12 protein-coding genes are annotated in these 12267 nt (G+C 67.9%); 7 read left to right on the plus strand and 5 right to left on the minus strand.

The features are described 5' to 3' along the window. Positions 1-3 precede the first annotated feature (3 nt). On the plus strand, positions 4-900 hold the full coding sequence (locus G3T14_RS01180; RefSeq protein WP_163639179.1) for a ParB/RepB/Spo0J family partition protein: 897 nt from the start codon (positions 4-6) through the stop codon (positions 898-900). A gap of 109 nt (positions 901-1009) precedes the next feature. Here the strand turns inward: G3T14_RS01180 and holA are convergent, their stop codons facing one another. The 3 genes from holA to leuS all read right to left on the minus strand — a co-directional run bounded on the left by holA (position 1010) and on the right by leuS (position 5356). Then, complete coding sequence (gene holA, locus G3T14_RS01185) at positions 1010-2038, minus strand: DNA polymerase III subunit delta (RefSeq protein ID WP_163639180.1); 1029 nt, start codon at positions 2036-2038, stop codon at positions 1010-1012. A gap of 19 nt (positions 2039-2057) precedes the next feature. After that, positions 2058-2567, minus strand: coding sequence for an LPS assembly lipoprotein LptE (gene lptE / locus G3T14_RS01190; protein WP_348645191.1), 510 nt, complete (start codon positions 2565-2567; stop codon positions 2058-2060). Between the two features lie 185 nt (positions 2568-2752). Then, positions 2753-5356 carry a leucine--tRNA ligase gene (leuS, locus tag G3T14_RS01195; protein ID WP_163639181.1) on the minus strand — a complete coding sequence of 868 codons (2604 nt, stop codon included), beginning with the start codon at positions 5354-5356 and terminating at the stop codon, positions 2753-2755. Positions 5357-5626: 270 nt separating this feature from the next. On the opposite strand from leuS, the gene G3T14_RS01200 reads away from it, so the two are divergent. Then, positions 5627-6337, plus strand: coding sequence for a YggS family pyridoxal phosphate-dependent enzyme (locus G3T14_RS01200; RefSeq protein WP_163639182.1), 711 nt, complete (start codon positions 5627-5629; stop codon positions 6335-6337). A gap of 13 nt (positions 6338-6350) precedes the next feature. On the opposite strand, the gene G3T14_RS01205 is transcribed toward G3T14_RS01200, so the two are convergent. Next, a complete protein-coding gene (locus tag G3T14_RS01205; RefSeq protein WP_163639183.1) occupies positions 6351-6782 on the minus strand; it encodes a MarR family winged helix-turn-helix transcriptional regulator in 432 nt (143 codons plus the stop codon). A 106-nt stretch (positions 6783-6888) separates the two neighbouring features. Between G3T14_RS01205 and G3T14_RS01210 the strand changes: the two genes are divergently transcribed. Then, the gene (locus tag G3T14_RS01210) at positions 6889-8199 is read left to right on the plus strand and encodes an MFS transporter (protein ID WP_163639320.1); all 1311 of its coding nucleotides are present in this window, start codon (positions 6889-6891) and stop codon (positions 8197-8199) included. Positions 8200-8215: 16 nt separating this feature from the next. Here G3T14_RS01210 and G3T14_RS01215 read toward each other — a convergent pair whose 3' ends face one another. Next, the gene (locus G3T14_RS01215; RefSeq protein WP_163639184.1) at positions 8216-8752 is read right to left on the minus strand and encodes a L,D-transpeptidase family protein; all 537 of its coding nucleotides are present in this window, start codon (positions 8750-8752) and stop codon (positions 8216-8218) included. A gap of 277 nt (positions 8753-9029) precedes the next feature. Here G3T14_RS01215 and G3T14_RS01220 point away from each other — a divergent pair, with 277 nt between their 5' ends. The 4 genes from G3T14_RS01220 (at position 9030) to G3T14_RS01235 (ending at position 12251) form a co-directional block, all read left to right on the plus strand. After that, positions 9030-9716 (plus strand): response regulator transcription factor, encoded by a 687-nt coding sequence (locus tag G3T14_RS01220; protein ID WP_163639185.1) that lies wholly within the window; start codon positions 9030-9032, stop codon positions 9714-9716. Positions 9717-9791: 75 nt separating this feature from the next. Continuing rightward, positions 9792-10286 (plus strand): Crp/Fnr family transcriptional regulator, encoded by a 495-nt coding sequence (locus G3T14_RS01225; RefSeq protein WP_163639186.1) that lies wholly within the window; start codon positions 9792-9794, stop codon positions 10284-10286. A 55-nt stretch (positions 10287-10341) separates the two neighbouring features. Next, positions 10342-11187 (plus strand): 2,3,4,5-tetrahydropyridine-2,6-dicarboxylate N-succinyltransferase, encoded by an 846-nt coding sequence (gene dapD, locus G3T14_RS01230; protein ID WP_163639187.1) that lies wholly within the window; start codon positions 10342-10344, stop codon positions 11185-11187. A 185-nt stretch (positions 11188-11372) separates the two neighbouring features. After that, complete coding sequence (locus G3T14_RS01235; protein ID WP_163639188.1) at positions 11373-12251, plus strand: alpha/beta hydrolase; 879 nt, start codon at positions 11373-11375, stop codon at positions 12249-12251. The last annotated feature ends 16 nt before the right edge of the window (positions 12252-12267 follow it).

Here is a 12267-nt window from a genome sequence, read left to right on the forward strand (position 1 = left end):
GCGATGGCGGATGATGTGGTGCGGCCCAGGCTCGGACGTGGTCTCGCGGCCCTGATCGGTGATTTCGGTGACGAGGGTGGCGGGGCGAACGCGTCACATGCGCAGCGCAAGGTCGCCGTGGAGTTCCTGCGTCCGAACCCGCGCAATCCGCGGCGCCGTTTCGCCGAGGCCGATCTGGAAGAACTCTCAGCCTCGATCAAGCTGCGCGGCATCATTCAGCCCATCGTGGTCCGGGCCCTGGCCGGCGTTCCGGACACCTATGAAATCGTGGCGGGTGAGCGCCGCTGGCGGGCCGCTCAGCGCGCCGGTCTCAACGAGGTGCCGGTTGTCACTGTCGAGATCGACGACCGCACCTCGCTCGAATACGCCATCCTCGAGAACGTCCAGCGCACCGATCTCAATGCCATCGAAGAGGCCGCGGGATACGAGCGGCTGATGAGCGAGTTTCAGTACAGCCAGAGTGAGCTCGCCGAGATCCTCGGCAAGAGCCGCAGCCACCTCGCCAACACCCTGCGCCTGCTGCAGCTGTCCCCCGCCATCCAGGACCGTGTGATCGCCGCTGAGATCACCGCCGGCCATGCCCGCGCGTTGCTCGCGGTACGGGACCCGGAGGCCGTGGCGCGGCGGATCGTGGCCGAGGGTCTGTCGGTGCGCGAAGTCGAAGCTCTTGCTTCCGCAGAGATTCCCGAAGGGGATGGCCCCCGCCCCGGCCGCCCGCGTCGCGTCGCCGAGAAGGACGCGGCGATTCGGACCTTGGAACAGGCGATGGCGCGGGCGCTCGGCGTCAACGTGTCGTTGAAATCCAAGGTCGCGGGTGCTGGCGAGATTCGCATCCGTTACGACACGGCGGACGAGTTGGAGGCCCTGTGCCGCCGGCTGGAGATTCCCTCCGGCGCATGACGCGGTCGCAGCCCGTCACGACTTTCCGATCGTGACGGTGACGACAGACCATCATCGCCCCAGGGTGGAAGATGGCCGGCTATGGTGATCTGACCTGCTCCAAACCCCGTCAGCGCCGGCGCGCGGCCTCGGAGGCGATCCTCAGCAACGTACTCGACGCGTGGGCGTGGGAGAGTTCCGGGTCCGAGCGGCGGCAGGCGAGCACCGCCTCCTGCAACAACTGGATCGCCCGCTGGAGGGCAGGGGGCGCCCAGCGGGCCAGTTGCGTCTCGACGGTGGCCTTGCGGCGGAAGTGCAGGCCGCGCCAGTTGGTAACCATCATGCTGGCGCTCTGCCCCTCCCCGGCCAGCCGCGTGCTGAGCAGGGTCAGCGCGTGGCGAAGGGCCGAGCCGAGCATCACCGACGGGTCCATGCCCTCATGGCGAAAACGACGATAGTCGCGCTCGACATCGCCGGAACGGCCGGAAAAGGCCGCGTCGATCAGGGTATTGAGCACGCTGGCGGCGACATCGCTCACCACCGCCTCGACATCGTCGAGGCTGACCTGATCCTGTCCATGCGCGTAGAGCGCAAGCTTCTCGATCTCGGACAGGCTGGCTCCGCGATCGCCGCCGAGACTCACCGCGAGGATGTCGCGGGCCTCTCGGGTGATGCGCAGGCCCTGCTCCTGCAGGGTCCGGTCGATGAGATCGCCCAGAGCCCGCTCGTCGTCGGGGTAGCACGGCAGCGCCAGTGCGCGCGTCGACTTTTCACAGAGCGTACGAAGGGGTGCGGACTTTCCGAGATCGCCGGCTTCGACCACGATTCGCGCGTTGGCGATTTCACCCTTGAGGGCGGCCTCCACTGCCGGTGCGTAGTTGCGGCTCCCCGAGCGGACCCAGATCGTCCGCGTTCCGCCGAACAGGCCCACGGTGCCGGCCTCGTCGAGGAGGCGGCCGGGATCCTGCGCGAGACTGTCGCCGTCGATTTTGACGAGACCGAACGGGTCGGTGGGATCGGCGACGAAGCTTTCGGCGAGGCGCTTGGCCCGTTCGAACACCAGCCCGGTATCGGGACCATAAACCAGAAGAACCGCCATGCGCGGGTCGGGCCCGCGCCGGATCAACCCATCGACGTCACCGGCCTTGACGGCTGTCATCGCGCGGCCTTGTGAGCGGTCAGGGCTTCGTCACCAGCACCGAGGCGATGCGGGTCTTGATCTGCTCGGCGAGGGTCTTGGCGAGCCGGATTTCGGCGTCACGCGCCGCCCGCAGCGAGGCGAAGCGCTGCACCGAACGATCGTAGGTCGCCGTCGAGGTGGCGACACCCTCGCTGATGATCTTGGTCCCCTCGAGATTCTCTAGGGAGTATTTCACGTTGGCGATGATGGTGCCGGCCTCGGCGCGGCCGGTCTGGGACGACACGATCGGGGTCTGCACCGTTTCGCTGCCCTGCATCTTCAGGCGGAAGCGCTTGGTCGAGGGTTGGCCCGAGCCATCGAGATCGAAGATCAGCTCGCTGCGCAGGTAATGCCCGATGCGCTCCTGGCCGTGGGCCATGGTCACGTCGTCGATCTGAACCGAGGCGAGCAGGGCCGCCATCGGCTCGCCCGAGGCGGTCGGGCCGTAGAGCGGGCGAAAGCAGGCCGAGAGGTTGAGCGCGAGCGTGACGACGAACGCCACCTGCACGGCCTTGCGTGCCCGCCCGAACCGGGCTGTCGTCGTTGCCAAACGCATCATCGTTCGCTGCCGTCCCGAAAGCTGCTCAGGTTCGCTGTCTACGGTGAACCTGAGCCTCGCGTCACCCTACCGGACCCAAACTTTACGTTTCCTCTCCGGCAAGATGATGACCCACCGGAGGCGTTTTTGCCGGGTCAGACCACCAGGTTCACGATCCGGCCCGGTACCACGATGACCTTCTTTGGCGTCCGACCTTCGAGCGCCTTCTGAACCGCATCGTCGGCCAGCACGAGCGCTTCGACGGCGGCGTTGTCGGCGCTGCGCGGTACGGTGACGTCCGCGCGCTTCTTGCCGTTGAGCTGGACGGGGAGGGTGACCGCGTCCTCCACCAGCAAGGCACGCTCGGCCTCGGGCCAGGGGGCCTGGGCGACGAGGCCTGTGCGACCCAGCGCCGACCAGCATTCCTCGGCCAAATGCGGCATCATCGGCGCGATCAGCTGCGTCAGGATGCCGGCGGCTTCCTGGGCCGCCTGCGCCGAGACGGTGCCGCGCAAAGCCTCGTCGAGGGCATTGGCCAGGGTGTAGATGTGAGCCACGCAGCGATTGAAGCGTAGGCGCTCAACATCCTCTTCCACAGCGGCGAGGGCCTTGTGTGCCGCCTTGCGCAAAGCGGCGTCGGCGGGCCTTGCGCCGCCCGTCACGCCTGCCGCCAGGGAGACGAGGCGCCAGACGCGCTGAACGAAGCGTGCCGCGCCTTGGACCCCGTCCTCGGTCCAGATCACGTCGCGCTCCGGTGGGGAATCCGAGAGCATGAACCAGCGGGCGGTATCGGCGCCGTAGCTCGCGATGATGTCGTCCGGGTCGACGACATTTTTCTTCGACTTCGACATCTTTTCGATGGCGCCGATGCTGATCGGATCGCCGGTTTTCACGTGAAACGCCTGCCGCCCGGAATCGTCTGCGACGATGCGAATGTCGGCGGGCTGGACCCAGGCGCCGACCGCATCCTTGTAGGTCTCGTGGACCACCATCCCCTGCGTGAACAATCCGTCGAACGGCTCGGACACGCCAGACCAGCCGGTCGCCTGCATCGCCCGCATGAAGAAGCGGGCGTAGAGCAGGTGGAGGATCGCATGCTCGATGCCACCAATATACTGGTCGACGGCAAGCCACTGATCGACCGCCGCGCGGTCAGTGGGTGCGTCCGTGAGCCAGGGCGCGGTGAAACGGGCATAGTACCAGGACGAGTCGACGAACGTGTCCATGGTGTCGGTCTCGCGCCGCGCCGGAGCCCCGCAGGTGGGGCAGGGGACGTTGCGCCAGGCGTGGTCGCGCTCGAGCGGGTTGCCGGGCACGTCGAACGATACCGTATCCGGCAGCTTCACCGGCAGGTCTTCCACCGGCACCGGCACCGGCCCGCAAGTGTCGCAATGGATGATCGGGATCGGGCAGCCCCAATAGCGTTGGCGCGAGACGCCCCAGTCCCGCAACCGGAACTGCACTTTTCGGGATGCTATCGGGTTACCGTCGAGGGTCTCCTCCTCGAGGCGGTTGGCCACTGCCTTGAACGCTTCGTCAGTGGTCATGTCGTCGAGGAAGCGCGAGTTGATCATCCGGCCATCGCCATCATAGGCGGTGTCGGTGATCACGAAGCTCATGGCGTCCTGATCCTCCGGGCAGACGACGGGGGTGTTGCCGAGGCCGTACTTGTTCGAAAAGTCGAGGTCGCGCTGGTCGTGGGCCGGACAACCGAACACCGCACCGGTGCCGTATTCCATCAGCACGAAGTTGGCGACGTAGACCGGCAGCAGCCAGGACGGGTCGAGGGGATGGCGCACCGTCAGTCCGGTGTCGAACCCGAGCTTTTCCGCCGTATCGATGGCTGCCTGTGCCGTTCCCGTGCGTCGGCATTCCTCGATGAAGGTCTGTAGGGCGGGGTTGTTCGCCGCAACAGCGGCCGCGATGGGATGGTCCGCGGCCACCGCCAGGAACTTCGCCCCGAACAAGGTGTCGGGACGCGTGGTGTAGACCTTCAGCTCGGGCGCGACACCGGCCGGCGGCGCATCGAGAGCGAACCGGACCTCCAGCCCCTCCGAGCGGCCGATCCAGTTCTTCTGCATCACCCGGACCTTCTCCGGCCAGCGCTCAAGCCCGTCGAGGGCATCGTAGAGGTCTTGCGCGAAGTCGGTGATCTTGAAGAACCACTGGGTCAGTTCGCGCTGCTCCACGAGGGCGCCCGAGCGCCAACCGCGCCCGTCGATGACCTGCTCGTTGGCCAGCACGGTATGGTCCACCGGGTCCCAGTTCACCTTGGCCGTGCGGCGGGTGACGAGGCCCTTGTCGAGAAAGTCGAGGAACATGCGCTGCTGGTGCTTGTAATAGTCGGGATCGCAGGTCGCGATCTCTCGGCTCCAGTCGAGCGACAGGCCCATGGATTGCAACTGGCCGCGCATCGACGCGATGTTGGCGTAGGTCCACTCGCGCGGGTTGACCTTGCGCTCCATGGCGGCATTCTCGGCGGGCAGGCCGAAGGCGTCCCAGCCCATCGGATGCAGTACGTTGAAGCCGCGCGCGCGCTTGTAGCGCGCCACCACATCGCCCATCGCATAGTTGCGCACGTGGCCCATGTGGATGCGCCCGGACGGGTAGGGAAACATCTCCAGCACGTAGTATTTCGGGCGGTCGTCGTCGTTGCGGGTCTGGTAGATCGCGGCGTCGTTCCACGCCTGTTGCCAGAGCGGCTCGGTCTCCTTGGCGTTGTAGCGCTCAGGGTGCGGGGGGCGGGCAGGTTGGGTCATGGCCGGGCGCCGTTCGATGCAGGAGACAAGCGGGCGGCGTGGCGACGCGCCCGGCACAGGGGTTGGCCGCCGGACTACCACGGGACGTCCTCCGGTCAACACGGACAGGTTCAGGACGGCCGTGAGCGGAGCCTCGCCTTGCGGACCGTGTTCGGAATGGTAGAGCATTTTCCAGCGCAGCAAGCCGGGCGTTGCCAACACTGCGCGTCCCCCGAAAACATGGACCCGGTCCCACGGCGATCCATCCCCCGACACCCGACACGAGGCACCATGGCCGACGCCACATTTCCGAGCGCTCACCCGTCCGCCGCCGCGGTGCTTGGCGGGCTCGACACGGTGCGCTCCAAGATCCGCCAGGCGGCGGAGGATGCCGAGCGCGATCCTACCTCGGTCAGGCTGGTCGCCGTCTCCAAGTTGATCGCGGCCGAGGGCATCGTTCCGGCGTTGGAGGCCGGGCACCGGGTGTTCGGCGAGAACTATGTCCAGGAATCGAAGGCCAAATGGCCCGCACTCCGTGAACGGTTTCCGGACGTGGAATTGCACCTCGTCGGCCCGCTCCAGTCCAACAAGGCCCGCGAGGCGGTGGAGCTGTTCGACGTGATCCACGGGCTCGACCGGCTGTCGCTCGCCGCCGCCCTCGCCAAGGAGATTGAGCGTAGCGGGCGCCAGCCGAAGCTTCTGGTCCAGGTCAACACCGGTGACGAGCCGCAGAAGGGCGGTGTCTCACTATCCCAGGTCGACGTGCTGCTCGCCGCGTGCCGCGACACCCACGGCCTCGCGATCCAGGGCCTGATGTGCATCCCGCCCGCGGACGCGCCACCCTCGGCGCATTTCGCCCTGCTCGCGCGCATTGCCGAGCGTCACAACCTGCCGATCCTGTCGATGGGGATGAGCGCGGATTACCCGGCCGCGATCCAGATGGGCGCGACGCATATCCGGGTCGGCACCGCGATCTTCGGCGAGCGGCCCCGGAGGGATTAGGCGTCCTCCGAGATCAAGTGGGAACGGTCGCGACCAACCGCGCCAGGGCGGCACGCAGGGTCTGTGCGGCTTCCGCTCCATAGGCGGCTTCGAACTGCTCCTGCGCCTGTCGCCAGAACGGCGCTGCTGTCACGAGCCGGGCTTGTCCGGCTTCTGTAAGGCTGAGCGCTCGGGTGCGCCCATCGGGACCGGGGCCGATCCTCACCAGCCCGTCGCGCTCAAGCGGGCGCAGGGCACGGCCCATGGTGGTGCGGTCCATCACCATGGCGTCGGCGAGGGCATGGATCGAGACGGGTCCGAGCCGCCCGAGCCAGTTCAGCAACGAGTATTGCGTGGTGCGCAGACCGGACGGCGCGAGGTGCCGGTCGTAGAATTGCGTGACCTGCCGCGCACCCTGCCGCACCGCAAGACAGTGGCAGATCACGGTCTGTGCCGGCTCCGTCATCGCGCGTCCCTCGCCAATACGGCAAGAGATATCGAATCATCGACTTGTGTAAAGAGCGCATATGCGCCTATTAGGCGATCACGCAACATTCGTGGAGCGGGGCGGCATGGTCGCGCAGCATTTCACACCTTCCGACGCCGTGGCCGCGGCGCTGGCGCGGCGGCACATCCACTACGGATGGGTGGTGGCGGCCGTCACCTTCCTCACCATGCTGGTGACGGCGGGCGCCGTGGGTGCGCCGGGCGTCCTGATCCTGCCGCTCCAGAAGGAATTCGGCTGGGATACCGCGACGATCTCCTCCGCCCTGGCGATCCGCCTCGTCCTGTTCGGATTGATGGGGCCGTTCGCCGCCGCCCTGATGAACCGCTACGGGCCGCGCCGCATCGTCCTGATCGCGCTCACGCTGATCGCCGGCGGCCTCCTCGCCTCGCTCGCAATGACCGAGGTCTGGCACCTCATCCTGCTCTGGGGCGTGGTCGTCGGCATCGGCACCGGGCTCACCGCCCTGGTTCTCGGGGCGACGGTGGCGACGCGCTGGTTCTCGCATCGGCGCGGCTTGGTGGTCGGCCTCCTCACCGCGAGTTCGGCCACCGGCCAGCTCGTGGTGCTGCCGCTGCTGGCGAGCCTCACCGAGCGGTTCGGCTGGCGTGCGTCGCTCCTGCTGATCTGCGGGCTCCTGCTCACGGCGGGGCTCGCCGTGCTGACGCTCATGCGCGATCGCCCGGAGGATCTGGGTCTGGCGCCGTATGGCGAGACGGTGTCTGCGGGTCCGCCCGCGGTGCCGGCGCCCGGTGGTGGCGGAGCGATCGAAGCCTTGCGCGATGCAGCCCGCACGCGCGTGTTCTGGGTGCTGTTCGGGACGTTTTTCATCTGTGGCGCCAGTACCAACGGCCTGATCCAGACGCATTTCATCCCGCTTTGCGCCGATTACGGCATCGGGCCGGTGCAGGGGGCGAGCGTGCTGGCCGCCATGGGTGTGTTCGACTTCGTCGGCACCGTGGCCTCGGGCTGGCTGTCGGACCGCTACGACAACCGCTGGCTCCTGTTCTGGTATTACGGCCTGCGCGGGCTCTCGCTGCTGTTCCTGCCGTTCTCGGACTTCTCCTTCGTCGGGCTGTCGCTTTTCGCTGTGTTCTACGGCCTGGACTGGATCGCCACGGTGCCGCCCACCGTGCGGCTCACGGCGGCGCGGTTCGGGCGGGAGCGGGCGAATCTGGTCTTCGGCTGGGTGTTTGCAGGGCATCAACTCGGAGCGGCGTCCATCGCCTACGGCGCCGGCCTGTCGCGCACGGCCCTGTCGAGTTATTTGCCGGCTTTCTTTCTGGCCGGTCTCCTGTGCCTGGTCGCTGCCCTGGCGATCCTGACGTTGACCGGAAAGCCTTCTGCGCAAACCGGAGCCATGCCGGCGAAGGTGTAACGGCCGGCCGCGCGTCTCAGCCGATCCGCAGGCGGGTCGCCGGGCCGATCCGGCGCAGCAGGCGGATCAGATCCGGCTTCGCGAGCGCGATGCAGCCCTCCGTGGGGAGGTAGCCCGGCCGCGCGCAATGGAGGAAGATCGCCGACCCGCGCCCGGGCCGGATCGGGCCGCGATTGTAGTCGAGGTCGACCACGAGGTCGTAGAGCCCGTCCTCCCGCCACAGGCGCTCGGCGCTCACGCCGGGGCAGGGTAGGGGCAGGGGACGATTGTAGCGCCGGTCCCGCGCGTCGTCGCACCAGCCGTCCTCCCGCCGGGTCGCCCGTAAGGGGAGGGGCGTCCCGGGTCGCGCGGCATAAAGGTCCGGCCGGTAATAACCGGCGCGCAGCCGGAAGCTGCCGCGCGGCGAGGCCCCATCGCCCTCGCGTTTGTGCCGGGTCATGCCCGAGCGCCCGAGCGCGCAGGGGATGACGAGTGGGCCGGCCAGCAGCTGGCCGCGGGTCGGGTCGCCGACGAGCGGGCGAACGCGCAGGTGCCGAAGGGTGGTTCGTTTCATGGCGGCCCTTATCATGGCCGACCTTATCGCTCCGTCCAAAGCGGCAGACCACCTCGGCGTTTTTGTTCGGCACTCACGAAACTTTCAGGCCTGCGGACTCGTATGTGCTGGCGATAAGATTGCATAAGCTTCCACGAGCCCATGTTCCGGCGCAGAAAACGCCTTACGTTGTGCTTCTTCCCTTTCGGGCCTGTTCTGGCCCGACATCCTCAAACCAGTTCGCGGGATACACGCCCTACGGCGCGATTCCGTTCGTTGCGTGAAAGTCCTTCGGTCGATGCCCAACACCCATCGCCTGCTCATCTGTGACGACGACGCCTCGCTGCGCGAGACGCTGATCGAACAGCTCGACCTGCACGAGGAGTTCACGACCTTGGGCGTGGCGGATGGGGCGAGCGCCATCGCGAGCGTCGCCGATGCCCGCATCGATTTGGCGGTGATGGATGTCGGCCTGCCGGACATGGACGGGCGCGAAGCGGTGCGGGCCATGCGCCGCAACGGCTATCGCGGACCGGTGATCATGCTCACCGCCCAGGATTCCGAGGACGACACGGTGGAGGGCCTGGAGGCCGGTGCCAACGACTACGTGACGAAGCCGTTCAAGTTCGCGGTGCTGCTCGCCCGCATCCGGGCGCATCTGCGCAGTCACGAGGCGAGCGAGGATGCGGTCTTCCAGATCGGTCCCTACACCTTCCGCCCCGGCGCCAAGCTGCTGGTGGGGGAGCGTGGCTCGAAGCTGAAGCTCACCGAGAAGGAGACCGCGATCCTGCGTTTCCTCTACCGCGCCGGCCGCGAGGTGGTGGGCCGCGACACGCTGCTCGCCGAGGTGTGGGGCTACAACGCGCAGGTGACCACCCACACCCTCGAGACGCATATCTATCGCCTGCGCCAGAAGATCGAGCCGAACCCGGCGCTGGCGGCGATCCTGGTCACCGAGGCCGGCGGCTACAAGCTGCTGCCGTAGCCGCCTTGGATCGATGACGGGTCGCCGTGAGTTGAGGCTCGCTGCTGCCAGTGACGCGCGGAGCGGAGGGACGTCTTGGGGCTCGACGACGACATCGCCATCCTGAGCGCGGCTCCGTTGTTCGGCTTCCTCGGCCGGGACGCCTTGCGCCTGCTCTCCTTCGCCGCCGAGCGCCGCAGCCTCATACCCGGCGTCCGGCTGTTCGCACGTGACGAGCGCTCCGATGGCGGCTTCGTGGTGATGTCGGGCACGATCGCGCTGGCGCCGCGCTTTCCCGGTCCCGGGGTCGAGCCCGTCACCGTGGGCCGCTCGGGGCTGATCGGACGCCTCGCGCTGTTCCTGCGCGGCGAGCGTCCGTGCGACGCCCATGCCGTCACATCGGCCGAGGTCATCCGCATCACCCCGACCTTGATGCGGCGGGTGCTGGAAGAATTTCCCGACGCCGCGCAGGCGATCCATGCCGAGCTGTCCGACGACCTCTCCGTCTTGGCGCACGACCTCGATGAGGTGCGAGCGCGGTTCGACCGCATCACCGCCCCGACGCCGCGGGACGGCCAAGCTCCGAGGTGACAGGGCCGGCGGGCTTTTGTAAGCACAGGGCTCTCCATCACGCCCGGAAGCCGACATGTCCCACGCCGACCTCGCCACGACCATCGAGACCGCCTGGGAGGCGCGCGCCGACATCGACACCTCCACCAAGGGCGCCGTGCGCGACGCCGTCGAAGAGGCGCTCGACCTCCTCGATTCCGGCAAGGCGCGGGTGGCCGAAAAGGCCGAGGGCGGCGACTGGCAGGTCAACCAATGGCTCAAGAAGGCGGTGCTGCTGTCCTTCCGGCTCAACGACATGGAGATCATCCATGGTGGCCCGGACGGGGCGAACTGGTGGGACAAGGTACCGTCGAAGTTCGAGGGCTGGAAGAAGAAGCAGTTTCGCGAGGCGGGCTTTCGTGCGGTTCCCGGCTGCTTCGTGCGCCGCGGCTCCTACATCGCGCCGGGCGCCGTCTTGATGCCGTCCTTCATCAACCTCGGCGCCCATGTGGGCGAGGGCACGATGGTCGATACCTGGGTGACGATCGGCTCCTGCGCGCAGGTGGGCAAGAACTGCCACATCTCGGGGGGCGCCGGTATCGCCGGCGTGCTCGAGCCGCTGCAGGCCAATCCGGTGATCATCGAAGACAATTGCTTCATCGGCGCCCGCGCCGAGGTGGCCGAGGGCGTGATCGTCGGTGAGGGCAGCGTGCTCTCGATGGGTGTCTATATCGGCGCCTCCACCAAGATCATCGACCGCGCCACCGGCGAGGTCATGTATGGCCGTGTGCCGCCCTATTCCGTGGTGGTCTCGGGTACCACGCCCGGCAAGGATCTGCCGGACGGCTCGCCCGGCCCGGGCCTCTACTGCGCGGTCATCGTCAAGCGCGTCGATGCCGGCACACGCTCCAAGACCGCCATCAACGAGCTGCTGCGCACCTGAGCGAAACGCGTCGGCGCCTGGGATGAGGCCCCGCGTCGCATGGCTTTTCGGGCTGCAACGTCCACCTCCGGGTGGGCGGTTGCAGTCTCCCGAGTCGCATCGACGGCGCCGAACCGGACTCCGCGTTTCTGGCCGATACGCGGGCGCTAAGCCGAGAGAATGGTAAGCCGAAGAGACCGCGAGCGATGATCGAACCGGCCCACGCCTCCCGCAATCTCGTCCTGAAGATCGCCGGGCGTGGTGTGCCCACCCCCTGCGACGTGGTGGGCAGCGGGCCCGAGGCCCTGCTGCTGCCGGCCCTGTCGTCGATCTCGGCGCGGGCGGAAATGCGGGCACTCGCCAAGGATCTGGGCCTCGACCATCGCTGTCTCGTGCCCGATTGGCCGGGCTTCGGCGAACATCTGCGCGCACGCGTGCCGATGAATCCGGCGACCATGCACGCCTTCCTCGACGCCCTGCTCGCCACCCTGCCGGGCCCTTACGCCATTGGGATCGCGGCCGGCCACGCCGCCGGCTATCTGGTTGCGGCGGCGACCCGACATCCCGGGATGTTCGCGCGCCTCGTACTCGTGGCACCGACCTGGCGCGGGCCGCTGCCGACGGCCATGGGCCCGGAGCGCGCGGGCCTGTTCGCCGGCATCCGCCGCGTCGTCGAGATGCCGCTGATCGGCGATGCGCTCTACCGCATCAACATCAGCCGCCCGGTGATCGGCAAGATGATGCGCGCCCACGTCTATGCCGATTCCGCCCACGTGACGCCCGGCGTGATCGCCGACAAGCATGCGATCACGCGCCAGACCGGAGGCCGGTTCGGCACCGCCGCCTTCGTCACCGGCGGCCTCGACCCCTACGACACACGCAAGGACTTCCTCGCTCTGTTCGAGGATGACGGCCTGCCGCCGATCACGGTCCTGCGGCCGGAGCGGGCGCCCCGCCGCTCGGGTGCCGAGATGGACGCGCTCATCGCCACCGGCCATGTGGCGCGCGCGACGATTCCCGGCGCGCTGAGCCCGCATGAGGAATATCCGGGCGAAGTCGCCGCCGCGATCCGCGACACGGCCTGAGCCCGAGAAGGGCTGA

Origin of the sequence: Methylobacterium sp. BTF04 (assembly GCF_010692745.1) — a bacterium.
GTDB lineage: Bacteria > Pseudomonadota > Alphaproteobacteria > Rhizobiales > Beijerinckiaceae > Methylobacterium.